The organism is Arthrobacter sp. AOP36-F1-5, assembly GCF_058137995.1.
The window spans coordinates 190,570-212,597 of record NZ_CM176892.1 but is presented as its reverse complement, the minus strand read 5'-3'; the positions used below and the strand labels follow the sequence as shown (position 1 = coordinate 212,597).

25 protein-coding genes are annotated in these 22,028 nt (G+C 66.5%); 12 read left to right on the top strand and 13 right to left on the bottom strand.

Translation table 11 applies throughout. The features are described 5' to 3' along the window. Positions 1-68 precede the first annotated feature (68 nt). Complete coding sequence (locus tag AC3ZI9_RS01050; RefSeq protein WP_444561448.1) at positions 69-1,460, top strand: sugar porter family MFS transporter; 1,392 nt, start codon at positions 69-71, stop codon at positions 1,458-1,460. Here AC3ZI9_RS01050 and AC3ZI9_RS01045 read toward each other — a convergent pair. Next, on the bottom strand, positions 1,457-1,894 hold the full coding sequence (locus tag AC3ZI9_RS01045) for a YchJ family protein (RefSeq protein ID WP_444554505.1): 438 nt from the start codon (positions 1,892-1,894) through the stop codon (positions 1,457-1,459). The genes AC3ZI9_RS01050 and AC3ZI9_RS01045 overlap by 4 nt on opposite strands. A 181-nt stretch (positions 1,895-2,075) precedes the next feature. On the opposite strand from AC3ZI9_RS01045, the gene purS reads away from it, so the two are divergent. From purS to AC3ZI9_RS01020, 5 genes are all read left to right on the top strand, one after another. Continuing rightward, complete coding sequence (gene purS, locus AC3ZI9_RS01040) at positions 2,076-2,330, top strand: phosphoribosylformylglycinamidine synthase subunit PurS (RefSeq protein ID WP_444554504.1); 255 nt, start codon at positions 2,076-2,078, stop codon at positions 2,328-2,330. Continuing rightward, a complete protein-coding gene (purQ, locus tag AC3ZI9_RS01035) occupies positions 2,327-3,097 on the top strand; it encodes a phosphoribosylformylglycinamidine synthase subunit PurQ (protein ID WP_444554503.1) in 771 nt (256 codons plus the stop codon). The genes purS and purQ overlap by 4 nt, the downstream gene beginning before the upstream one ends. Then, on the top strand, positions 3,094-5,394 hold the full coding sequence (gene purL, locus AC3ZI9_RS01030) for a phosphoribosylformylglycinamidine synthase subunit PurL (protein ID WP_444554502.1): 2,301 nt from the start codon (positions 3,094-3,096) through the stop codon (positions 5,392-5,394). The genes purQ and purL overlap by 4 nt, the downstream gene beginning before the upstream one ends. 107 nt (positions 5,395-5,501) lie before the next feature. After that, on the top strand, positions 5,502-6,038 hold the full coding sequence (locus AC3ZI9_RS01025) for a VOC family protein (RefSeq protein WP_444554501.1): 537 nt from the start codon (positions 5,502-5,504) through the stop codon (positions 6,036-6,038). Beyond that, complete coding sequence (locus tag AC3ZI9_RS01020; RefSeq protein WP_489923743.1) at positions 6,031-6,837, top strand: MerR family transcriptional regulator; 807 nt, start codon at positions 6,031-6,033, stop codon at positions 6,835-6,837. Before AC3ZI9_RS01025 ends, AC3ZI9_RS01020 begins: the two co-directional genes overlap by 8 nt. Before the next feature lie 50 nt (positions 6,838-6,887). Here AC3ZI9_RS01020 and AC3ZI9_RS01015 read toward each other — a convergent pair whose 3' ends face one another. Genes AC3ZI9_RS01015 through AC3ZI9_RS01005 form a run of 3 tightly spaced genes read right to left on the bottom strand, consistent with a single transcriptional unit; the run spans position 6,888 to position 8,194 of the window. Then, positions 6,888-7,415, bottom strand: a complete 528-nt coding sequence (locus AC3ZI9_RS01015; RefSeq protein ID WP_444554499.1) for a hypothetical protein — start codon at positions 7,413-7,415, stop codon at positions 6,888-6,890. Beyond that, a complete protein-coding gene (locus AC3ZI9_RS01010) occupies positions 7,415-7,717 on the bottom strand; it encodes a transcriptional regulator (RefSeq protein WP_444554498.1) in 303 nt (100 codons plus the stop codon). Before AC3ZI9_RS01010 ends, AC3ZI9_RS01015 begins: the two co-directional genes overlap by 1 nt. A gap of 6 nt (positions 7,718-7,723) precedes the next feature. Then, positions 7,724-8,194 (bottom strand): hypothetical protein, encoded by a 471-nt coding sequence (locus tag AC3ZI9_RS01005; RefSeq protein ID WP_444554497.1) that lies wholly within the window; start codon positions 8,192-8,194, stop codon positions 7,724-7,726. A 191-nt stretch (positions 8,195-8,385) separates the two neighbouring features. Here AC3ZI9_RS01005 and AC3ZI9_RS01000 point away from each other — a divergent pair, with 191 nt between their 5' ends. Beyond that, a complete protein-coding gene (locus AC3ZI9_RS01000) occupies positions 8,386-9,171 on the top strand; it encodes an AmiS/UreI family transporter (protein ID WP_444554496.1) in 786 nt (261 codons plus the stop codon). 28 nt (positions 9,172-9,199) lie between these two features. Here AC3ZI9_RS01000 and AC3ZI9_RS00995 read toward each other — a convergent pair whose 3' ends face one another. From AC3ZI9_RS00995 to AC3ZI9_RS00985, 3 genes are read right to left on the bottom strand one after another with little or no spacing between them, the layout of a single operon-like run. Beyond that, positions 9,200-10,663 (bottom strand): DUF1990 family protein, encoded by a 1,464-nt coding sequence (locus tag AC3ZI9_RS00995; RefSeq protein ID WP_489923742.1) that lies wholly within the window; start codon positions 10,661-10,663, stop codon positions 9,200-9,202. Between the two features lie 20 nt (positions 10,664-10,683). Further along, the gene (locus tag AC3ZI9_RS00990) at positions 10,684-12,042 is read right to left on the bottom strand and encodes an APC family permease (RefSeq protein WP_444555730.1); all 1,359 of its coding nucleotides are present in this window, start codon (positions 12,040-12,042) and stop codon (positions 10,684-10,686) included. Between the two features lie 35 nt (positions 12,043-12,077). Then, entirely contained in the window at positions 12,078-12,545 is a 468-nt protein-coding gene (locus tag AC3ZI9_RS00985; RefSeq protein WP_444555731.1) for a MepB family protein, read from the bottom strand. A 67-nt stretch (positions 12,546-12,612) separates the two neighbouring features. Here AC3ZI9_RS00985 and AC3ZI9_RS00980 point away from each other — a divergent pair, with 67 nt between their 5' ends. Next, complete coding sequence (locus AC3ZI9_RS00980) at positions 12,613-12,975, top strand: VOC family protein (protein WP_444555732.1); 363 nt, start codon at positions 12,613-12,615, stop codon at positions 12,973-12,975. A 242-nt stretch (positions 12,976-13,217) separates the two neighbouring features. Continuing rightward, entirely contained in the window at positions 13,218-14,657 is a 1,440-nt protein-coding gene (locus AC3ZI9_RS00975) for a sodium/glutamate symporter (RefSeq protein WP_444555733.1), read from the top strand. Positions 14,658-14,691: 34 nt separating this feature from the next. Here the strand turns inward: AC3ZI9_RS00975 and AC3ZI9_RS00970 are convergent, their stop codons facing one another. Then, entirely contained in the window at positions 14,692-14,931 is a 240-nt protein-coding gene (locus tag AC3ZI9_RS00970) for a hypothetical protein (protein ID WP_444555734.1), read from the bottom strand. A gap of 82 nt (positions 14,932-15,013) precedes the next feature. Here AC3ZI9_RS00970 and AC3ZI9_RS00965 point away from each other — a divergent pair, with 82 nt between their 5' ends. Next, positions 15,014-15,466, top strand: coding sequence for an OsmC family protein (locus tag AC3ZI9_RS00965; protein WP_444555735.1), 453 nt, complete (start codon positions 15,014-15,016; stop codon positions 15,464-15,466). 27 nt (positions 15,467-15,493) lie between these two features. On the opposite strand, the gene AC3ZI9_RS00960 is transcribed toward AC3ZI9_RS00965, so the two are convergent. From AC3ZI9_RS00960 to AC3ZI9_RS00940, 5 genes are all read right to left on the bottom strand, one after another. Beyond that, positions 15,494-15,817 (bottom strand): putative quinol monooxygenase, encoded by a 324-nt coding sequence (locus tag AC3ZI9_RS00960; protein WP_444555736.1) that lies wholly within the window; start codon positions 15,815-15,817, stop codon positions 15,494-15,496. Between the two features lie 9 nt (positions 15,818-15,826). Then, the gene (locus AC3ZI9_RS00955; RefSeq protein WP_444555737.1) at positions 15,827-16,216 is read right to left on the bottom strand and encodes an MmcQ/YjbR family DNA-binding protein; all 390 of its coding nucleotides are present in this window, start codon (positions 16,214-16,216) and stop codon (positions 15,827-15,829) included. Between the two features lie 76 nt (positions 16,217-16,292). Then, positions 16,293-17,180, bottom strand: coding sequence for a carbohydrate ABC transporter permease (locus AC3ZI9_RS00950; RefSeq protein ID WP_444555738.1), 888 nt, complete (start codon positions 17,178-17,180; stop codon positions 16,293-16,295). Beyond that, the gene (locus tag AC3ZI9_RS00945) at positions 17,177-18,133 is read right to left on the bottom strand and encodes a carbohydrate ABC transporter permease (RefSeq protein ID WP_444555739.1); all 957 of its coding nucleotides are present in this window, start codon (positions 18,131-18,133) and stop codon (positions 17,177-17,179) included. Before AC3ZI9_RS00945 ends, AC3ZI9_RS00950 begins: the two co-directional genes overlap by 4 nt. A 3-nt stretch (positions 18,134-18,136) precedes the next feature. Then, complete coding sequence (locus AC3ZI9_RS00940; RefSeq protein ID WP_444555344.1) at positions 18,137-19,504, bottom strand: ABC transporter substrate-binding protein; 1,368 nt, start codon at positions 19,502-19,504, stop codon at positions 18,137-18,139. Positions 19,505-19,662: 158 nt separating this feature from the next. Here AC3ZI9_RS00940 and AC3ZI9_RS00935 point away from each other — a divergent pair, with 158 nt between their 5' ends. Both AC3ZI9_RS00935 and AC3ZI9_RS00930 read left to right on the top strand, forming a co-directional pair. After that, a complete protein-coding gene (locus AC3ZI9_RS00935; RefSeq protein ID WP_444555345.1) occupies positions 19,663-20,625 on the top strand; it encodes a sugar-binding transcriptional regulator in 963 nt (320 codons plus the stop codon). Then, positions 20,622-22,025 (top strand): FGGY family carbohydrate kinase, encoded by a 1,404-nt coding sequence (locus AC3ZI9_RS00930; RefSeq protein ID WP_489923741.1) that lies wholly within the window; start codon positions 20,622-20,624, stop codon positions 22,023-22,025. Before AC3ZI9_RS00935 ends, AC3ZI9_RS00930 begins: the two co-directional genes overlap by 4 nt. The last annotated feature ends 3 nt before the right edge of the window (positions 22,026-22,028 follow it).

Here is a 22,028-nt window from a genome sequence, read left to right as displayed (position 1 = left end):
CCGATGTGGAGGCAGTCTCCCCCCGGCCAACGAATCCGCCGACACGTAGCCCGCAAAGGAGCACCTCCATGGCTGAGAACAAGGCGCCATCGTCCAGAGATCATTCCACCGAGGCGATCCCCAAGGTGGTCATCCTCATTGCCATCCTGGCCGGGTTCTCCGGCCTGCTCTACGGCTACGACTCGGGCGCGATCTCCGGGGCCCTGCCCCTGCTGACCCAGGACTTCGGCATCGACGCCCAAACCCAGGGGCTGGTCACCTCCCTGCTCCTCTGGGGCGCCTTGCCGGCCATCGTGGTCAGCACCATCGCCTCACGGCGCTTCGACCGCCGGCACATCCTGCTGGTGGGGGCGGGGATCTTCATCGTCGGGTCCATCGCCTGCGGGCTGGCCCCGAACATCGGGTTTTTGATGTTCGCCCGTTTCTTCCTCGGCCTGGCCGTGGGCATCGCCAACATGTTCGGCCTGATCTACCTTTCCGAGCTGGCCCCCACACGGATTCGCGGTCTGCTGACCGGCCTGTACCAGCTGGCGGTCAACGTCGGCATCCTCGGCGCCTACATCGTCGGGGACCTGCTCCACGATTCGGGGTCCTGGCAGTGGATCCTCGCGGCAGGGGTCTTCCCCGCCATCATCTTCTTCTTCGGCATGCTGCTCAGCCCGGCCAGCCCGCGCTGGCTGCTCACCCGGGGCCGGGGCCAGGAAGCGCTGAAGGTCCTGAAGAAGCTGCGCGGTACCGACGAGATCGCCCAGGCCGAAGTGGACGACATCCAAGCCAGCCTCCAACAGCAGGACGCGGGGATCGGGACGCTGTTCCGTTCCGCCCGCCCGGCCATGGTGGTCCTGTTCGTCCTGACGTTCTTCCAGGTCTTCACCGGGATCAACGCCGTCGTCTACTACGCGCCGATCATCTTCGCCGACATCACCTCAATGGGTTCCAATGCCGGGGCCGTCGCCAACTACGGTGTCGGCATCGCCCTGGTCATCTCCACCGGGGTGTCCCTGCCGCTGATCGACAAGCTGGGCCGGATCAAGATGCTGGCCCTGAGCATGGCCGGACAGGCCGTGGCCATGGTCGGGCTGTGGCTGCTCCCCGACGCCGGATACCTCTCCATCGCCGCGGTCTTCGTCTACACCTTCTCCTTCGGGTTCGGCCTGGGCCCGGTGTTCTGGCTCTATGTGCCGGAGATCCTGCCACTGCGCATGCGCGCCATCGGCGTCGGGGTCATCACGTTCACCCAATACCTGTTCAACGCGATCTTCGCTGCCGCCTTCCCCGTCGCCCTGGAGAAGTTCGGCGGGGTGGTCTTCCTGCTCTTCGCCCTGCTCTCGGCGCTCGGGCTCTGGTATGTGCTCACCCGCATCCCCGAAACCGCGGGACGCTCCCTGGAGGAGATCGAAGACGATTGGCGCGCGAAGGCCACGGCCAAGGCGGCCGGGAAGACCGGACAGGACTCCTAGCCGGCCACTGCCTCGAGGTAGAACCAGCGTCCGTCCTCGCGCAGGAAGGTACTGCGTTCGCGTTGGACGCCGCGCCGGCCGTCCTGGCGGTAATGCGCGGCGAACTCGACGATCCCGGTGCCCTCGAAGGGGCCTCCGGCGACCGTGTCCACGATGTCCAGCCGCCGCCAGCTCATCGACGGGTCCAAGTCCAGCTCCGCCGGCCGGGTCGAGGGATGCCAACTGGCCAGCAGGTAGGCGGCGTCCCCGGTGACGAAGGCGCTATAACGCGAACGCATCAGGGCCTCGGCCGTCGCCGCCCCCGGACCTCCTGCCGCACGGTCGGCGTGCACCGGCCCACAGCAGGCGCCGAAGACCTCGCCCGACAGGCAGGGGCAGCGCGCATCGGCGTCCAGCACGGGGAAATCGGCACCGGCATCCTGCTGCTCATCCATGGCCCCAGCCTAGGGGCAAACCGTGGACCCTCACGCGGATACGTGGGGTGGGTCACCCCGGGCCGCGGGCCCCGCCGAACCCGGTAGACTGATCGGGCAAGCTCGCGGAGCGCCTCCAGCCCGGCGTGAGACGGCACCTCCGCAGGCGTACTCAAACCACCTCGCGCACAGGAGACCCCGGATGCCCCGCATCGTTGTTGACGTCATGCCCAAACCAGAGATCCTCGACCCCCAGGGCAAGGCCATCGTGGGCGCACTGCCCCGTTTGGGCTTCGACGCCTTTTCGTCAGTCCGTCAGGGCAAACGCTTCGAACTGACCGTCGACGGCGAGGTGACCGATCAGATCCTGGCCCAGGCCCGCACCGCGGCCGAGACCCTGCTCTCCAACCCGGTGATTGAAGACGTGGTCAACGTCGAGGTCGTCACCGAAGCATGAGCAACGATTCACTGCCCCTGATCGGCGACTACAGCGCGCCGGACACGACCCTGAACGGCGCCCGCATCGGCGTCGTCTCCTTCCCCGGCACCCTCGATGACCGCGACGCCGCCCGTGCCGTGCGGCTGGCCGGCGCCGAAGCCGTGGCCCTCTGGCACGGAGACGACTCCCTCGCGGACGTCGACGCCGTCATCATCCCCGGTGGCTTCTCCTATGGCGACTACCTGCGCGCCGGGGCCATCGCCCGATTCGCCCCGATGATGTCCCGCATCATCGACGCCGCGAATTCGGAGGCCAAGCTCCCCGTGCTGGGCATCTGCAACGGATTCCAGATCCTCACCGAATCGCATCTGCTGCCCGGATCGATGATCAAGAACGACCACCTGAAGTTCCTCTGCCGGGACCAGGTCCTGCGGGTGGAGAACAACACCACGGCGTGGACCAACCAGTACGACGCCGGTGAGGAGATCACCGTGGTGCTGAAGAACCAGGACGGGCAGTACGTCGCCGACGAGAAGACCCTGGACGCCCTGGAGGCCGAAGGCCGCGTCGCCCTGCGCTACGTGGGCTGGAACCCCAACGGCTCGCGCCGCGACATCGCCGGCATCACCAATGCCGCCGGCAACGTCGTCGGACTCATGCCGCACCCCGAACACGCGGTCGAGGCAGGATTCGGCCCCACGACGGCCGCCGGCGCACACACCGGAACCGACGGCCTGGGCTTCTTCTCCTCCGTCCTGAGCACCCTGGTGGGAGGCACCAAATGAGCCAGCAATTCAACATCGACACCGTGGAGAACGCCGCGGCAACCCCCGACACCGAGCTGCCGTGGGCCGAATTGGGGCTGAAGCAGAACGAGTACGACGACGTCGTGAATGTTTTGGGCCGCCGCCCCACCGGCGCGGAACTGGCCATGTACTCGGTCATGTGGTCCGAGCATTGCTCGTATAAGTCCTCCAAGAACCACCTGCGCCAATTCGGCGACAAGGTGACCGATGAGATGAAGAAGGACCTGCTCGTGGGCATCGGCGAGAACGCCGGGGTCACGAACCTGGGCGATGGCTGGGCCGTCACCTTCAAGATCGAATCGCATAACTCCCCCTCCTTCGTGGAGCCCTACCAGGGCGCGGCCACGGGCATCGGCGGGATCGTGCGCGACATCATCTCCATGGGCGCCCGCCCGGTGGCCGTGATGGATCCGCTGCGTTTCGGGGCCATCGACCACCCCGACACCGCCCGGGTCATGCACGGGGCCGTCGCCGGGATCGGCGGCTACGGCAACTCGCTGGGCCTGCCGAACATCGGCGGGGAAATGGTCTTCGACCCGGTATACCAGGGCAACCCGCTGGTGAACGCGCTGGCCGTGGGCGTCATGCGCCATGAGGACATCCGCCTGGCCAACGCCTCCGGGAAGGGCAATAAGGTCGTCCTGTTCGGTGCCCGTACCGGCGGCGATGGGATCGGTGGCGCCTCGGTGCTGGCCTCCGAGTCCTTCGATGCGACCAAACCCTCCAAGCGCCCCGCGGTCCAGGTCGGTGACCCCTTCGCCGAGAAGGTGCTCATCGAGTGCTGCCTGGAACTGTTCAAGGCCTCCCTCGTCGAGGGCATCCAGGACCTGGGCGCCGCGGGCATCTCCTGCGCCACCAGTGAACTGGCCTCCAACGGCGACGGCGGCATGCGGGTCGAACTGACCAACGTGCTGCTGCGCGATCCGACGCTGACCCCGGGCGAGATCCTGATGTCCGAGTCGCAGGAACGCATGATGGCCGTGGTCTCCCCGGAAAACCTCGAGGCCTTCGAAGCGGTCATGGACAAATGGGCCGTGGAGTACTCCTGGCTCGGCGAGGTCACCGACACCGAACGGCTGGTCATCACCTGGGACGACGAGGTCATCGTCGACGTGGATCCGCGCACCGTCGCCCACGACGGACCGGTCTACGACCGCCCCTATGCCCGCCCCGACTGGCAGGACGCCCTGCAGGCCGATACGTTCAGGGCCTCCCCGGCGGGGCTCACCCTGCCGAGCCTGGGCGAGGAGCTCAAGGATGCCGTCCTGGAGCTGGTCGCCTCACCGAACATGTGCGACAAGTCCTGGATCACCAACCAGTTCGACCGCTACGTCGGCGGCAACACGGCCCTGGCGTCCCCCGATGACGCCGGCGTGGTCCGCGTGGATGAGGAAACCGGGATGGGCGTTGCCCTGGCCACCGATGCCAACGGCCGGTACGCCTACCTGGACCCGTACCACGGCTCCCAGCTGGCCCTGGCCGAGGCGTTCCGCAACGTGGCCACCACCGGGGCCGTCCCGCTGGCCGTCTCCGACTGCCTGAACTTCGGCTCCCCCGAGGACCCTGACGTGATGTGGCAATTGGCCGAGGCCATCCGCGGGCTCTCCGATGCCTGCATGGAACTGGGCATCCCGGTCACCGGCGGCAACGTCTCGCTCTACAACCAGACCGGCACCACCCCGATCCATCCCTCCCCGGTGGTCGCGGTGCTGGGCAGGTTCGACGACGTCGCCCGCCGCACCCCCTCGGGATGGCACTCCAGCGCCGACGGGCAGGCCATCTACCTGATGGGGACGACGGCGGATGAGCTGGATGGTTCGGAGTTCGCGAACCTGCGCGGACACCTGGGCGGTCTGCCGCCGACGGTGGACCTGGCTGCTGAGAAGCTGCTCGGCGACCTGCTGGTCAACGCCTCACGCGACGGCATGATCGACGCGGCCCACGACCTCTCCGAGGGTGGCCTCGCGGCAGCCCTGGTGGAGATGTCGCTGCGCTACGGCGTCGGCGCCCGGGTGGCCCTGCAGGATCTCTGCGACCGGGACGGCGTCGATGTGTTCACCGCCCTGTTCTCCGAGTCCCAGGCCCGCGCCGTCGTGGCCGTGCCTCGCTCCGAGGAGGTCCGTTTCAAGGACATGACCACCGCCCGGGATTTCCCGGTGGTCCGGCTGGGCATCGTCGATGCTGCCTCGGATTCCCTGGACATCCAGGGCCAGTTCAGCGCCACCCTGGAGGAACTGCGCACCGCCCACGAGGGCACGCTGCCGAAGTACTTCTGATCGGTTAGCTCATTGACACCCGTGGCCCGGCGGTCTTCCGCCGGGCCACGGGTGTTTTCGCGCGACGGCTTGACCCTCACGTAGCGTGAGGCCGGAGGCTGGGGTACATGAGCGACTACTACAACGCATTCGACATCAGCCCCGTACCCGTACCCACACCGGAAGCGGTGCCGCCGGAACCCTTCCGCGGCATCTATGGGATGCCCGCATTCGTCACGATTCCGTCGTGCGATTTGGAGGAATCCGTGGACTTCTGGATTCGTGGACTCGGGTTCTTCGAACTCTTCAGCATCCCCGGCACGCTGGTACATCTGCGCCGGTGGGCCTTCCAGGACGTGCTTCTCGTCCAGGCGCGGAGCATTCCAGACCAGCCCCCGGCCATCGGCTTCAGTTTCGCGGGCGTCCTGGGCCAGATCAATGCCTTGGTTGAAGCCTGCCGCGCCTTGCGCCCTGGCTCGGTCGCGGGACCCCGAGATACCCCGTGGAACACTCGTGATGTCGAGGTGATCACCCCAGAGAACGCCCGGGTCGTCTTCACCGCGGCCAAGCCCTTTGACCCGGCCAGCCAGGAGGCGCGGAATCTTGAAGATATCGGGATCACCCCTTCGGAGGGCCGTCCAGGGGAGAATCAGGAGCATGCCTGAGGCAACTTCTGCCGATGGCCTGACCGTCGGTCAGGCCGCGACGCGACTGGGCGTAACCATCCGCGCGCTACACCACTGGGATGAGATTGGCCTGGCGCGCTCCTCGCTGAGCACGCCTACCGGATACCGGCTCTACACCGCCGCTGATTTGGAACGCCTCCACAGAATCGTCGTCTACCGCGAGCTCGGCCTCGGATTGGAAAGAATCCGTGCCATCCTCGACGACTCAGCGACGGACGTACCGGCCGCCCTGCGCACCCAACGCCAGCACGTCGCCGACAGGATCGAGCATCTCCAGCAGCTCGGTGCCGGACTGGATCGAATGATCGACGCCCATGAGCACGGCCTGCTGCTGACCGTCCAGGAACAGACGGCCATCTTCGGCCCGCGGTGGAACCCTGACTGGTCGGCCCAAGCCCGCCAACGCTACGAAGGCACGCCCCAATGGCAGCAGTATGCCGAGCAATCAGCCACCCGTAGTCCGGCGGAATGGCAATCCATCGCCGATACCATGGCCGACCTCGACCGTTCCCTCGGGGAGTCCATGCAGGCCGGTTTCACACCTGGCAGCCCGGAAGCGCAGCTACTCGTGGAACGTCACCGCGCAGTGTTCTCGGCCTCATACTTTTCCCTCACCCGACAGATGCAGGTCTGTCTCGGTCGTATGTATGAGTCTGATCCGGCGTTCGCTGCTCACTACGACGGCGTCCGTACCGGCCTTGCGGCATGGTTCCGTCAAAGCATCGATGCCAACGCCCGCAGCCACGGCATCGACCCCGACACCGCAAGCTGGCACTAGGCCCCGTTATGGAAAGTGATGATCTTAGACGAGTGAGATCGTCACTTTCCTCATTCCCGTGGAGACGGGAGATCATCCAGGCTCGCCAGGGCGGTCAGACTCCCGGCTATCAAACCGATGGCCGTATGGGGGCGGCTGGATCCGTTGGCCTTGAGGCGTTCGCCGAACCGATGGATCCAGCGTTCGGTGGCGATGTTCGCACCGATGCCCACTATCAGGATCGTGGCACCCAGTCCGATCACTAGCCCGGGGTTCAGGTTCTTGAGGCGGGCCCTGGTTCCCGCCGTTTCGTCTGCGAGCTGCCCCTGGCCGGCGGTATCCAGAGGCCCGGGGCCGCGCCCCGGCGTCGTTCCCACTGCCGACGGCGCAGTCGGCGATGAATCCGGATCCTGTCGACGGGCGAACACGACGCCCGCCCCTGCAAGGATCGCCAGCTTGGCCAGGACCCGCGACCGGCGCCGATCCACATAATCGGGCAGTGCGTACCAGAGCCCGACGGCAGCCCCGCTGGCCCCGGCACGACCGAGCACTGTGGCCGGAGTCCGTCCGGCCGAAGCTGGTGTGGTGCTTCCTGTCATCAGTTGGTCTCCTTCGGAGTTTCGGCTAGCTGGTTCAGTGCGTCGATATGGAGTCGGAAGGACACCCTGCCGGCACGGGTCATGGCCAGGGTGACGGGACGGCGTCCCGCGCGTACCGCGTTCGTCGGCTCGAGATAGCCGGCATCGATCAGCACCCGGACGTGCTTGCTCAACGTCGCGTCGGTGAACCCCAGCAGGTCACGGACCCTCCCGAAGGTTTCGCCGCGGACCGGCTCCAGCAGGGCACAGATCCGCAGCCGTGGAAGGGGGTGGATCACCGGGTCGAACCCGTCCTGGCTCATGACGGCTCAGTCCCGCGGGTTCCGGACGCGACGGGCCCAATACCGGTCCAGCGCCGGTCCGCCGATCGTGCCCAGGCAGAACAACACCACGGCGGCAATGACCGGAATCCACCACCAACCATGGGTGTCGTAGAGGGCGGAGTTGATTCCTCCGATGAACCCCACCACCAGCACGCCGCCCAGAAAGGGCAACCACATGGAACCGTGCAGGCGGATATGGCGCACCGCGCTGGGCTGCTTCCACGAGGCGAAGAGGAAGACCACCAGGATCGCTCCCGGCAGCACCAGCAGGGCCGCCGGCATCGACAGCAGATCGGTGACCAGTGGCACCAGGGCCAGGACGGCAAGGATGAAGCCCACCAGGAACCAATAGCGTGGTGGGCATTGCAGGCGTTCGGCATTCAGTTCACCGACGGCGCCGAGTGCTACAAGCGACTCCCCGGCCTGGGCCGCATTGGGGGTGTCATCGGAATCCATGCGGCCAGACTACATTTGTCTTGCCATACAGGAAAGACATTTTCATCCTTCAGCGACACCGGCTTCGCGTTGGTCGGGCCCTGTTTCACGACTATGATGGGCCTCATCGACCACCCTCGCGTGCGCCGCCAAATGCTGGCCCACCTTTCGGGGACCTCCACCGGTCAACACGACTTCACAAGGAGTTCCCCATGGGAAACGTCGGACTGCTGTATGTCGGCGCCGTGCTCTTCATCAACGGCCTGATGCTGCTGGGTTTCGTCCCCGGACGCGCTGCCGCCCCGATGAACTACTTCGTCGGGGCCATGCAGGTCATCTTCCCCACCATCATCATCGCCCAGTCCGGCGGCGACCCGGCCATGACGCTTTCCGCCTCGGGCCTGTACCTGTTCGGGTTCACCTACCTCTACATCGCCTTCAACATCACCTTCGGGCTCGATGGCGAAGGGGTCGGCTGGTTTTCGCTGTTCGTCTCCGGCGTCGCGGTCGTGATGTCCTATCTGCAGTTCACCCTCGTCGGGGATCCGGTCTTCGGGGTGATCTGGCTTTTATGGACCATCCTGTGGCTGATGTTCTACCTCGTCCTTGCCCTGGGCATGGAGTCGCTGACCGCCGCCACCGGCTGGTTCACCGTGCTCATCGCCCATCTCTCGGCCACGATCCCCGCCCTGCTGCTGCTCTCCGGCGCCTTCCAGAGCACCTGGCTCTGGGCGGGCATCCTCGCGGTGGCGGGAGCACTCGCCCTGCTTGTCTCGCTGATGTTGGGACGCCAAGGTGTGGGTCGGCCGCAATCTCCACCGTTGCCGCAGCTCCGCGACGAAATCGACGGCGGTGACGTCCCGACTCTCCCGGATCTGATCGCCCGCACCGAGCGCAGCGAACAGGGATCCCAGATCGTCATCTCGAACCCCCCGGTGTCCAGATCCTCCCGCCGCGTGGTCAACAGTCCTCTGCGCCGCCGGGCGCCCCGCCCCTGATTCCTCGGGATTCTTCCGCGGTCCATCCTCAGGACAGGCGGCCGTCGGCCAACCGTTCGGCGGATTCGAAGTAGGCCCGAGTCACCCACTCCTGGGTTCGGTGGGTCACCGGTGCCGCAGCCCGCATCAACCAGTTGGCCGGCTTCGAGTAGGCCAGGACCTCGAACCAGACGGTGCCCTCGTCATCTAGCACGGCGGTGAAGGCCTCCTCCCCCGCCACGGGATGGCGCTTCAGGGTTCCGTAGCCGAAGCCGGCCCGGCGCGGCCCGGTATCCGGATCCGCAGCCTCCGGCTCCAGGCTCCACAACACCCGGCAGGGCGCGGGCACCCGGATCGGTCCGATCCCCATGCCGGAGACGACGCGGACGCCCGGGCTCGCCCGCGGGGTATCCTCCGGCACCCTCAGTCCGGCACCGCGGTGCATCTGCCAATCCAGGATCCCGTCGGCCAGGCGGCGGAACGCGTCCTCGCCGGCCCCGACGCGTGAGCGCCGCCTGACGGTTCGGTAACCCGCCGGCGCGTGCCCGAGTTCGGTCAACCCATAATCGGTGTAGGTCAGATCCCCGGGCTGGCCGATCCGGGCGAGCCGGCGCAGTGCCGCCAGCTCGCTGGGCCCCTGTTTGCCCAAGGCGGCACCGATGACGGCCAACGACGCCTTCGCGCCGGAGCGTACGGGAACGTGGACCTGACGGCCGCCGGGCAGTCCCAGTGCAGGGGCTGAGAGCCCGAGCAGGTCGCGGTACCGCCCCGGAAGGGAATCAACGACGGCGGCAAAGAGCAGGCGGTAGCCGGGCATCAGCATCGGATCCAGCGGAGGGTTCTTCAGGAAGGACACCACCTCATCCACGCGAGGACCACCGGCCAGGAGGCCCTCGTCGTCGTACCCCTGAAGGCGTTGACGCAATTCGGCGTCGGTGCGCGGTGGATCGATGACCCCCATGAGTTCACCGGCCTTCGCCCATTGGCCGACATAGGCGTCGGCACCACCGAGCCGTGTTGGCACGGGGCCGCGGAAGAGTTCGTAGGAACGCAGGAATGCGTCGGTGAAGGCCAGGTGGACCCATTCGGACAGCCCGGGGTCGTTCGCCGAGTAGCGACGGCCGGTACCCTGCGCGTCCATATACTCCCCCCGGACCGGAACATGGAGTTTGCGGACATACCGGCAGGCTTCGTGGGCGGCGACCGTATCGCCGTAAGTGAGTGTGAAGATCCAGCGGATGGTTCCCGCGAGTCGACCCAGCGGATCCTCGCGGTAATTCGAATGCTCGGCGACGCCGGCGAGCGCGCCCGGATGCAGGGCCTGGATCAGGAGGGCACGGATCCCGGCGGCAATCGGCGTCGTGCCCCCGTTCACCTGCCAGACGACGGATCCGGCGTTGAAGTATCCGGCATCCTCGCCGTTCTCCAACGCGTCTTCCCAGGCAGGAACAGTTTCGGTTTGGCCGGCGAAGGTCATCCGCAAACGGGTTCTCAAAGGTGCCAACAGGTCCATTCCCCGAGCCTACTCCCGGGTCAGGTTCGGCTACTCCGATGCGAGACCAGGGCAACGATGAGCCCGACACCGAACCAGACGAGCCCGACGAGCAGTGCCAGCTGCGTGGCCGAGGCAAGGACCACCCCGAGCATCAGGGCCCCGACGACCGGGATGGCGCCGTGGGCGAACCAGGTCCCGCGCGCGGCGGCCTTCTGCTTCACCAGGTAGTAGCCGATCACCGAGACGTGCAGCAGGATGAACGCCGTCAGCGCCCCGACGTTCACGATCGAGCTGAGGATATCGAGCCCGTCGGCCCGGGTGGCCGCCCAGACGGCGACGACGATGTTCCCGCTGGCGGTGATCAGGATGCTGCGTACCGGCACCCCGGTCCGCTCCGAAACCGCGGCCAGTGCGTGCGGCAGGCGCCGCTCCCGCGCCATGTCCATGATGATCCTGCTGCCCGCGCCTTGCCCGACCATCGCCGCGAAGGCCGCGCCCGCCGCCTTGGAGAGGGCGAGCAACCAGTGCAGCCATTCGCCGATGCTGTCCTCCACGGCCACATAGTAGGCGGCACCTTCCAGACTCGGATCGGCAGCCAGCTGCGCAGGCGTCGTGGTGGAAAGTAGTGCCCCGACGTAGGTCTGGGCGACGAAGAGCAGTCCGGCCGCCACCAGGCAGATCAGTGTCGCCCGGCCGACGAGCCGGACGGTCCCCTTGGTCTCCTCGGCGAACGTGGCCAGGGCGTCGAAGCCCAGGAAGGAAAGCACCGCGACGGAGACGGCCGCCAGGACCGCGGTCAGCGAGAAGCCGCCGATCCCGGTGAACGGGCTGAGCCAGGGCCGTTCCGGTCCGGCCGTCGCCAGCACATAGGCACCGCAGACCAACACGATCAGCAGGACCAGGACCTCCAGGAGTACGACGGCGGTGATGACCTTGGAGGCCACACGCACCCCGGCCAGGTTCAGCGCCGTGGTCCCCACCACGGCGACGGCGACGAACACCCAGATGGGCACGGACGGGAACAACGAGTTCAGGGCGATGCCGGTGAACATGTAGGCGACCGAGGGGATGAGCAGGTAGTCCAGCAGGATCATCCACCCCGAGACATACCCGGCGCGGGGCCCGATCCCGGCCCCGGCGTAGGCGAAGACGGAGCCGGCCCGGGGGATTTCCCGCGACATGCGCATGTAGCTGGAGGCGGTGAAGGCCATGACCAGGGTGGCCACGACATAGACCGTCGCCACCGCTCCCCCGGACTTGGCGTCGAGGGTGCCATAGATGCCCACGGCAGCGGCGGGACCGATGAAGACCAGACCGTAGAAGACCAACTGCCCCAATGTCAGACTGCGCTTGAGCGATCCCTGGGCCGGAGCGGATTCCGGGGCGTTGGCGTCCATCCTGCCATTCTGTCGCAGTTTCCCCCGGACCGGGCTCACGATCCTGAAGTTGCTCCGAGCCGGACAAACGCCGGAGCCTGCGCCGCCTGGGTTCTCGAAGCCTGCCGGTTCAGGCCGGTGCACCATTCCGGATAGACGCGGAACCCCCGTTTTCCGGGATGCCCCTGCGAACTGGTGATGCCCAGCTCGCGCAGGTGTGCCGCGGTGAACCAGAAGAGCCCCCGGCGTTGGTCCTCCTCCACCACGAATACGGCGAGACCCGCTATTTCTTCATCGGCCGGAAAGGGCTCGGTGGCGCCCTGCTCGGATCGGCGCCACACGGCCACGAAGGCTCCCGCTTTCGTCGGGGTGACGCGGGCGGTGCGCAACCGCCAGCGCTGCCCTGAGACCGGTGCATTGCCTGCTTCGTAATCGCTGTTCTGTTCCTCCGGGGCAACGGGAACGAATTCCGTCCGCAGGCCCAGGGTGTGCTCGACGTACCAGTCGAAAGCGGAAAAGCGCATCCAGTGAGCCTAGCGCGACAGCGCTTCACCCCTTGGTCCGCGGGGCCCTTCCGCGTACCGTGAGCGCATGATCACCCGCATCGGTACCGCCATGTTGTACGTCTCGGATCAGGACGCGTCCCTTCGGTTCTATCGTGATCTGCTGGGATTCGTGATCGTCACCGATCAGGACATGGGCCACGGCGCCCGATGGCTCGAGCTGGCCCCGGCGGAAGGAGCGACCACGATGGCGCTGCTCGATGCCGGCCAGGCCGGCAAGCAGGCGGGAGAGGGCGCCTACCTGACCTATGCCTGCGAGGACATCGCCGCGACCGTCGGCTGGCTCCGCGAGCGCGGCGCCACGGTCACCGACCCCGATATCCAGCCGTGGGGCTCGTTTGCCTTCATCGACGGCCCCGACGGGCACCGCGTACAGATCCACCAGAAATGATCCCGGCCCCCACCGCCGGGGTGCCCTGAGGACGCGGCAAACAACGCACGGAATTTGCTCGGTTTCAACCAATACCGTGTGACCTTGTTCACCTATTGCACCGAATTGTCACGCGGCGGTACGGGAACCGGCCTCCGGGCCGAAGATCCGAGTGGACCGAGAGGCCTGCATCACGCAATAATTGCCGATCGACCACCGCGCCGCTGCTGTGACAGCGTCCGCCCACCAAGAATCGGAGAACCATGTCGGCAGACGTCGTGGGCCTGGCTCTTGCCCTGTTGGGACTCATCGTCCTGCTCGGCAAGCTGATCCGGGTACGTAGCAAGATCGCGCAGAAGTTGTTCCTGCCGGCCTCGATCCTCGGGGGATTCCTGGCCCTGCTGCTGGGACCCTACGTGTTCGGCAATTTGGCCTCGCTGGCCGGTACCGACAGATTCGCCGAGGGTGGCCTCTTCGGAACGCAGATCCTCGAGGTCTGGGGCACGCTGCCCGGCCTGCTCATCAGCGTGGTGTTCGCGGCACTGTTCATGGGTGAATCGATCCCCTCCCCCAAACGTGCCGCCCGGCTGCTGGGCCCGCAACTGAGCCTGGGCGTCACCTTCGCCTCCGGGCAGTACGTCTTCGGCCTGGCCCTGGCCGTCCTGGTCCTGGTCCCGCTCTTCGGGATGACCCCCATGGCCGGGGCACTGATCGAGATCGGCTTCGAAGGCGGCCACGGCACGGCAGCCGGCATGGCCCCGGTCATGAACGAACTGGGCTTCACCGAAGGACCGGACCTGGCGCTGGGCATGGCCACGATCGGCATCGTCAGCGGCATCGTCATCGGGATCGCAGCCATCAACTGGGCCGTGCGCACGGGGCGGACCGAGGTCATCTCCGCCTCGACCAAGCTTCCGGACAATGAGCTCAAGGGCCTCTACTCCAAGGACGACCAGCCCTCGGCCGGGCAATTGACCGTGCGCTCCTCGTCGGTGGAAAGCATGACGCTGCACGTGGCCTTCATCGCGCTGGCCATCCTCGTCGGACAGGTGCTCCTCTCGGCGCTGCAGTGGATCGAGAGCGTCACCTGGGCCGACAGCGTCCAGGTCTTCGAATACGTTCCGCTCTTCCCGTTGGCGATGCTCGGCGGGGTCATCATCCAGCTCGTCCTGGACCAGACCGGCAAGACCCACCTCATCGACCGTGGATCCATGATGCGCATCCAGGGCCTGGCCCTGGACCTGCTGATCGTCAGTGCCCTGGCGTCCCTGTCGCTGAAGGCGATCGCCGCCAACATCGGCCCCTTCCTGCTCCTGGCCGGTGTGGGCATCATCTGGAACGTGGTCGTGTTGTTCTTCCTCGCCCGCCGCTACATCCCGAAGTACTGGTTCGAACGCGGGATCGGGGACTTCGGGCAGTCGATGGGGGTCACTGCGACGGGCCTGATCCTCATGCGGATCGCCGACCCCGAGGGCAAGAGCCCCGCCTACGAGGCCTTCGGATATAAGCAACTGGTCTTCGAGCCGTTCTTCGGCGGCGGGCTGATCACGGCAGCAGCAATGCCCCTGATCTACCAGTTCGGGCCCTACCCCTTGCTGATCGGCATGGGCGTCCTGCTGCTCGCTTCGGTGTCCATCGGCCTGGTCAACGGCAAGCGGATGCGACGCTCCTCGGTGGCGGAGACTTCCCCGGCCCAGGGATGATCCCGGGCGCCGGGGCGGGCCGGTGACGCCCGCACTACCGGGCGGTGGCCACCAGGTAGTCCAGCGCCCGGCAGGCCCGCCACCCGGTCCAGAGGGCAAAGATGGCCGACCCCACCGCGGCCACGGCCCCGATGACGACCAGCGGCTGGATCTGCTGCCCCGGATCCGCGTTCCAGTTCAGCGTGAGTCCGGCGGCGATGCCGCAGCCGATGGACACCAGCCACAGCACGAGGGTGGCGACGAACATGCCGGACACTGAGTGCGGGCGATTCATGGGGGTTCCTCCTCGGTGACGTCGATAGCGCCAGCGTATCCCCCCGCCCCGCGGACCGATCCGCCGATGGCATGATGGTCGCATGAGTGAAACCCAGGATTCCAGCACCCGTTCCATCGAATTGTCACGTAACCGGACGGGCCACTACACCGCCCGCAATGCCGCGGGAGCCGAGGTCGAATTCGGCCAGGGCGAGGGGCTGCTCTCCCCCGTGGAACTGCTCTTGGCGGCCATCGCCGGTTGCTCGGCGATCGATGTGGACGTCGCCACCTCACGTAGCGCCGAACCCACCCAATTCGAGGTCACCGCCTCGGGCGACAAGATCGCCGACGAGGGCGGTGCCAGCCGGATGGAGAATCTGAATCTCGCGTTCAAGCTGGCCTTCGGCGATGACGCCGGGGGCCAGAAGGCGGCCAGCATGGTCGAACGCCTCGTCAAGCTCTCCCACGATAAGCACTGCACGGTCTCACGCACCGTCGAGCACGGAACCCCCGTGGCCTTCGACGTCGAGGTCTCCACGGGTGAACCGGCCTAGAACCGGGACCATCGCAGGGGGCGTGCTTCAGGCGTCGACCTGGAGTTCGCCCATCTGCTCCCAGCCTTCGCCCTCGACCTGGCGGCTGACGATGAGCGGTGTTTCGGCCAGGGTCGGGCGCATGGCCTCCAGGCCATCGGCGAAGTGCTGGCTGCGCACATGGGCCTCACCGGCCCCGTCCTGGAACGCCTCAACGAGCACGAACTCGTTCTCCGCTTCGACGCTGCGCGACCACTCGAACCAGAGGTTGCCTTCCTCGGCGCGGGTGGCCTCGGTGAAGGGCCGGGTGATCTCGAGGAACGAGTCGACGAATTCGGGCTTGACCTTGTACTTGACGACGATGAAAATCATGCGCCCAGCCTATCCCCGAGCCAGCCCATTCCACCCCAGGCGTTCGCGCTCGGCCTTCGGAAGCGATTCGACGACCAGATCGTAGGAGTCCTCGATCAGGTCACGCACCGTGGCATCATCGAGTGATCCGGCGCAGGCCACCGTGTTCCAGTGTTTTTTGCTCATGTGGTAGCCGGGAGTGATTTCAGGGTGCGCGGCCCGCAGCTGGTCGGCCAGGACCGGCTCGCATTTCAGGTTCGCGCGCGCCGGGTCCGATCCGTCCCAGAGCAGGGCGAACATCTTCACCCGCCCTTCGGGGGATCCAGAAACCTTGAACACACTGGCATCCGGGCCGAACGGATGGTCCTCGAACACCCCCGGCAACCCGAGGCAATAGGCACGGAAGGCGGAGTCGTCCATACCCGGCATCCTACGCGGTACGACGCCGGCACCCGAGGGGTGCCGGCGTCGTACCGCAGGAGGACGTGGTTGCTGTTTATTTCACGGCACCCATCGACAGGCCACGGACCAGCTGCTTCTGGGCCAGCCAACCGGCCAGGACCACCGGCAGCGAGGCCAGCACCGAGGCCGCCGAGAGTTGGGCCAGGAACAAGCCCTCGCTGGTCATCTGCGATATCAGGAACACCGGGACCGTCGCCGCCTTCGCGGCGGTGAGGTTCAGAGCGAAGAAGAACTCGTTCCAGGAGAAGATCACACAGATCAACGCGGTCGCCGCGATCCCCGGGGTGACCATCGGGATCAATACGGAGCGCAGCGTCTTGATCAGTCCGGCCCCGTCCACCGAGGCCGCTTCGAGCACCTCCCCGGGGACCTCCTGGAAGAAGGAACGCATCATCCACACGGCGATCGGCAGATTCATGGCCGTATAGAGGATGACCAGCGTCCAGATGCTGTCCAGCGCCCGCAGCTGACCGGAGATCACGTAGATGGGCATGATGACCGCGACGATCGGGAGCATCTTGGTGGAGATGAAGAAGAACAACACGTCATTGGTCTTCTTCACCGGCCGGATGCTCAACGCATAGGAGGCAGGAATGGCCAACAGAATCACCAAGAGCGTCGAAACACCGGTGGCAATGAGCGAGTTCAGGAAGTAGGGGGCGGCATCGGAGCCCAGCACTGCCTTGTACTGATCCAAGGTGGGTTCGAAGAAGAAGCTCGGCGGGCTCGACGAGGCCACGTTCTCCTGCTTGAAGGAAGTCATCACCATCCATGCGATCGGGGCGAAGAAGACCAGTGCCGCGACCCAGGTGAACGTGGTCAGCAGACTTCCGCTGACCACCCCCTTCCGTCGCGGTTTATAGACTTCCGGGCGTTCGGCCCGGGTGCCGGACCCCGCGGTTTGTTGGGTTGTGGCGCTCATGACAGCTCCTTGTCGTCGAAGCTGCGGAAGATCAAACGCAGCGCAAAGATGGCGATGAGGATCGTGGCGATGACCACCACGACGCCCATGGCGGCCGCCTGGCCGATGTCGAAGCCCAGGAAGGCGCGTTGGTAGATGTAGAAGGGCAGGTTCGCGCTGGCCGTGCCCGGTCCGCCGGCGGTCATCAGGTAGATCTGGTCGAAGGTGTTGACCACGTAGATCGACCCGAGCAACACGGCCAGTTCCATGTACCGGCGCAGCTGCGGCATGGTCACCCAGGTGAAGGTCTTCCACCAGCCGGCACCGTCCAGCGAAGCTGCTTCGAGGACGTCCTTGGATTGGGCCTGCAGTCCGGCCAGGACCAGCAGCATCATGAACGGGGTCCACTGCCACACCAGGGCGATGACCACCGAGAGCAGCGGGAGCGAGGAGGTGAAGTCGATCGGTCCGATCCCCACCAACCCCAGCACCCAGTTGACCATCCCGTAACTGGGGTTGAGCATCGAAACGCTCCATAGCAGCGAGGAGGCCACCGGCATGATCAGGAACGGGGTGATCAGCAGGGTCCGCACGATCCCCCGGCCCAGGAATTCGCGGTCCAACAGAATCGCGAAGAACGTCCCCAGGACCAGGGCGACGGCCACGCAGCCCAGCGTGATCACCACCGAGTTCACGGCCGCGACCCGGAACGTGGAATCGGAGAAGATGTCCACGAAGTTCTGCAGTCCCACGAAGATGTTGCCGTCGGGACGCAACAGGTTCCAGGACCGCAGCGAATACCAGATGGTCAGCAGGAAGGGCAGCTGGGTGACGATGATGGTGAAGATCAGCGCGGGAAGCAGCGGCAGCCGGCGGCTCCAGCCCTCCCTACGCCGGGCACGGCGCTGTCGCGCTGCGTGCGGTGCGGAGTCGGCGGCCGCCTGCTGGCGGTCCGTCCGGGTCAACGTACTCATGGCCTAGCCCTTCTTCTGGTAGGTCCGGGCCACGGTGGCCGCGAAGTCCTGCGATTGGCGCAGCGCGTCCTCGACGCTTTGGCTGCCGGCGATGGAGGCGGAGATCTGCTGCGCCACCCGGGTGCCGAGGTCCTGGAATTCTGGGATCCCCACGAACTGCAGTCCGGTGTAGGGCACCGGATGGATCATGGATTTGTCCTGGGTGGCATTGCCCATGGCCTTCAGCGTCGGTGTCGCGTAGTCCTCGGCGATCGAGGCGTATTCGGGAATCTCGTAGGTGGATTTGCGGCTGCCCGGGGGCAACCGTTCCCAGCCGATGGAGTTGCCGACCAGCTTCAGGTAGTCCTTATTGGTCATCCAGGCGATGAAGTCCCATGCGGCCTGCTTCTTCCGGCTGGTTTGCGGGATGGCCAGCGCCCAGGTGTAGAGCCAGCCGGCCGACTCGGTCTCCTTCACCGGCGCCAGGGCATAGTTGGTCTTTCCGGTGACCTTCGACGAGGACGGGTCCTCGATGGAGGAGACCATCGCCGTGGCGTCGTACCACATGGCCGCGTTGCCCTGGGAGAACCGGGTGATGCAGTCGCCGTACCCCGAGGTCGCCGCCCCGGGTTGGCCGTAGCTGCGGACCAGGTCGACATATCCGGCCACCGCCTCATGGACCTCGGGGCTGTCCAGGGTGGCGTTCCAGTCCTCGTCGAACCAGCGCCCGCCGTAGGTGTTGATGACGGTGTCCAGCGGCGCCATCACTTCGCCCCATCCGGCCAGCCCGCGCAGGCAGATCCCCGAGAAGCCCTTCTGCGGCGCGTGCAGTTCCTTCGCGAATCCGCGGATCTGTTCCCAGGTCGGTTGTTCGGGCATGCTCAGCCCCGCTTTCTCGAAGAGGTCTTCGCGGTAGACCACGAACGAGGACTCCCCGTAGAACGGGACCGAGTACTGGCTTCCCTGATGGGTGAGCGACTCACGGATGGTCGGAATGAAATCCTGGGCGTCGTAGCCCTGGGTCTGTTCCATATAGGGACCCAGATCGGTGATCCACCCGTTCTCGGCCCACATCGGAGTCTCGTAGTTGGAGATCATCACGACGTCGAACTCCCCGCCTTCGGTGGCGACGGAGGCGGTGATCTTCGCGCGGGCCTCGTTTTCCGGAAGCGAAACGAAGCGGACGTCGATGCCCGGATGCTTGGACCGGAAGTCATCCATCAAGGAGATCGCGTCGTTCATCTGCGGGTTGGAGACGATGGCCACGATCAGGCTGGTCTTCCCACCCGCCGTCGCCTGTCCCGAGCAGGCGCTGAGCCCCGCAGCGGCCACGGCACCGATCCCGGCGCCCATGAATCCCCGGCGGCTGAGGGGAAAATCCCGTATCGCCATTATCTGCTCCTCGCTCGAGCGACCGCTTCGCTCATGTGATAACCATCAAGTGCTCATTTGTTATGTGACTCTAGTCATATAAGATCATTTGAGCAAGACATTCAACTCACATGAGTCGGACCCGAGGGAGTGCCGACCTAAACGAAGGAATCCACCCCATGCCCGAACGGCACGAGGAAATGTTGGCGCAGATCGCCAGCGAGTACTACCTCGAAAACACCTCGAAGGTCGAGATCGCCAAAACCCACGGGATCTCCCGCTTCCAGGTCGCCCGCTATCTTGATGAGGCACGCCACGAAGGCATCGTGCAGATCACCATCCGTCGCCCTGCAGCCGTACCCGTCGAAGAAGCGGAACTGGCCCGCGCCCTGGGCATCACGTCGGTGACCATCGCTCCGACCCCGACGGGAGCCCTCGACGAACGCGACCGACTGGCCCGTGCGGCAGCAGCAGTCGTCGCCGGGGTCGTCACCGAGGGGTGCCGACTGGGGGTCTCCTGGTCGCGCACCTTGCAGGCCATGGCCGGCCACCTGCCAACACTGCCCGGTTGTGACGTCGTCCAGCTCGCCGGCTCCATCACGGTCACCGGCGGCAGCGGTTCGGGGGCGCTGATCCATCGGCTCGGGGCAGCAGCCGGTGGCCGGACCTGGCCCCTGCCGGCCCCGCTCATCCTTGAAACGGCCGAGACGGCAGCGAGTCTGCGCCGCCAGCCGGAGATCTCCGACGCCCTGAAGGCGGCAGAGGACCTCGATGTCGCCGTCGTCGCCCTGGGCGATTGGGTCCCCGGGAAGTCAACCGTCTATGAACGCCTCTCCCCCACCCAGCGTCAGGCCGCCACCGCGGCGGGCACCGTCGCCGAATGCTCGGGCCGACTGCTGGCCGCCGACGGTTCAGCGGCCGCGGCAGGGGTCGATGATTGTGTCATCGCCGTCTCGCTGGCCCAGCTGAAAGCCACCCCGCAAGTCGTGATGGTCGCCCCCAGCCCGGACGGTGTCGCGGGGGTCCGCGCTGCGGTGGCCGCCGGAATCGTGAACCATTTGGTCCTCGGCCCATCACTGGCCCACGCCCTGGCCACGGAACTTGACCTGATTGAAGCAACCGCGACGGAGGATCCAGCATGAGCGACGTCGTCGTCGGCATTGATTCCTCGACCCAGTCCTGCAAGGTGCTGGTCCTGGATGCTGCCACCGGGGCCGAATTGCGCTCGGCCAAGGTGGCCCACCCCGATGGGACCAGCATCGATCCGCGGATCTGGGCCTCCGCCCTTCACCGCGCCTGGAAAGAAGCAGACCCGGCGGGGGCGGGTACGGTCATCGGCGTCGGGCTGGCCGCCCAACAACACGGCATGGTCGCCCTGGACGTGGCCGGGGAACCGGTCTTCGATGCGCTGTTGTGGAACGACACCCGCAGCGCTCCCCAGGCCGCGGCCATGGTCTGCGACCACGGGGCCGATTTCTGGGCCCGGGAAGTGGGATCGGTGCCGGTGGCCTCCTTCACCCTGACGAAGCTGGCCTGGTTGGCCAGGAACGAGCCCGAAGCCGCGGCACGGGTACACCGCGTGGTGCTGCCCCACGATTATCTGAACCACGTGCTCACGGGCCGCTGGTTCACCGATCGCTCGGATACCAGCGGCACCGCCTATTACCACCCTGCTACCGGATACCTCCCCGAACTGCTGACCGAATATTTCGGTCGCACCCCCGAGCTACCCGAGGTGATCGCCCCGGACGCCGTCGGCGGCCAACTCCTGCCCGAGTTCGGGGCCGACGGGGCGGTCGTCTCGGCGGGCGCCGGCGATAATGCCGCAGCCGCCCTGGGCCTGGGGCTGCAATCCAGGGAAATTGCGGTGTCGATCGGCACCTCGGGCACCGTTTTCGCCTCCGTGCCGGATCGCCCCACCGCGGACCCCACGGGGGCGGTGGCCGGATTCGCCGACGCCACCGGCGGCTACCTCCCCTTGCTCGCGGTGATCAATTCGGCCCGGGTGATGGCCACCACCGCCGAACTGCTCGGCGTTGGGCTGGCTGAATTCGACCAGCTCGCCTCCTGTGGGGACCCGTTGGCCGGAGGACTGAACCTCATGCCCTATTTCGATGGCGAACGCACGCCGAACCTCCCCGGGGCCACCGGGAGCCTGACCGGAATGAGCCGGGCCTCGTTGACCCGGGAGAATCTGGCCCGGTCCTCCGTCCTGGCCGTGATGAACTCGTTGGCCGATGCCGCCGAAGCCCTCTCCGAGGTGTCCCGACCGGCCCAACGGGCCCTACTGATCGGCGGTGGCGCGCGATCGGCATCCTTGCGCGCGGTGGCCCCCGAACTGCTGGGTATCGACGTGGACGTCCTGGAAGCCGGCGAATACGTGGCACTCGGGGCCGCCCGCCAGGCGGTGTGGTCAGCGACGGGCGAACTTCCTGCCTTCGAACGCCGGATCGAGACCCGACTCAGCCCCTCCGGAGCCGGCTGGGGCGCGCAATCCCGCAACCTCTACGCCACCGAACGCACCCGCCTCTACGGGGTGTAGGCC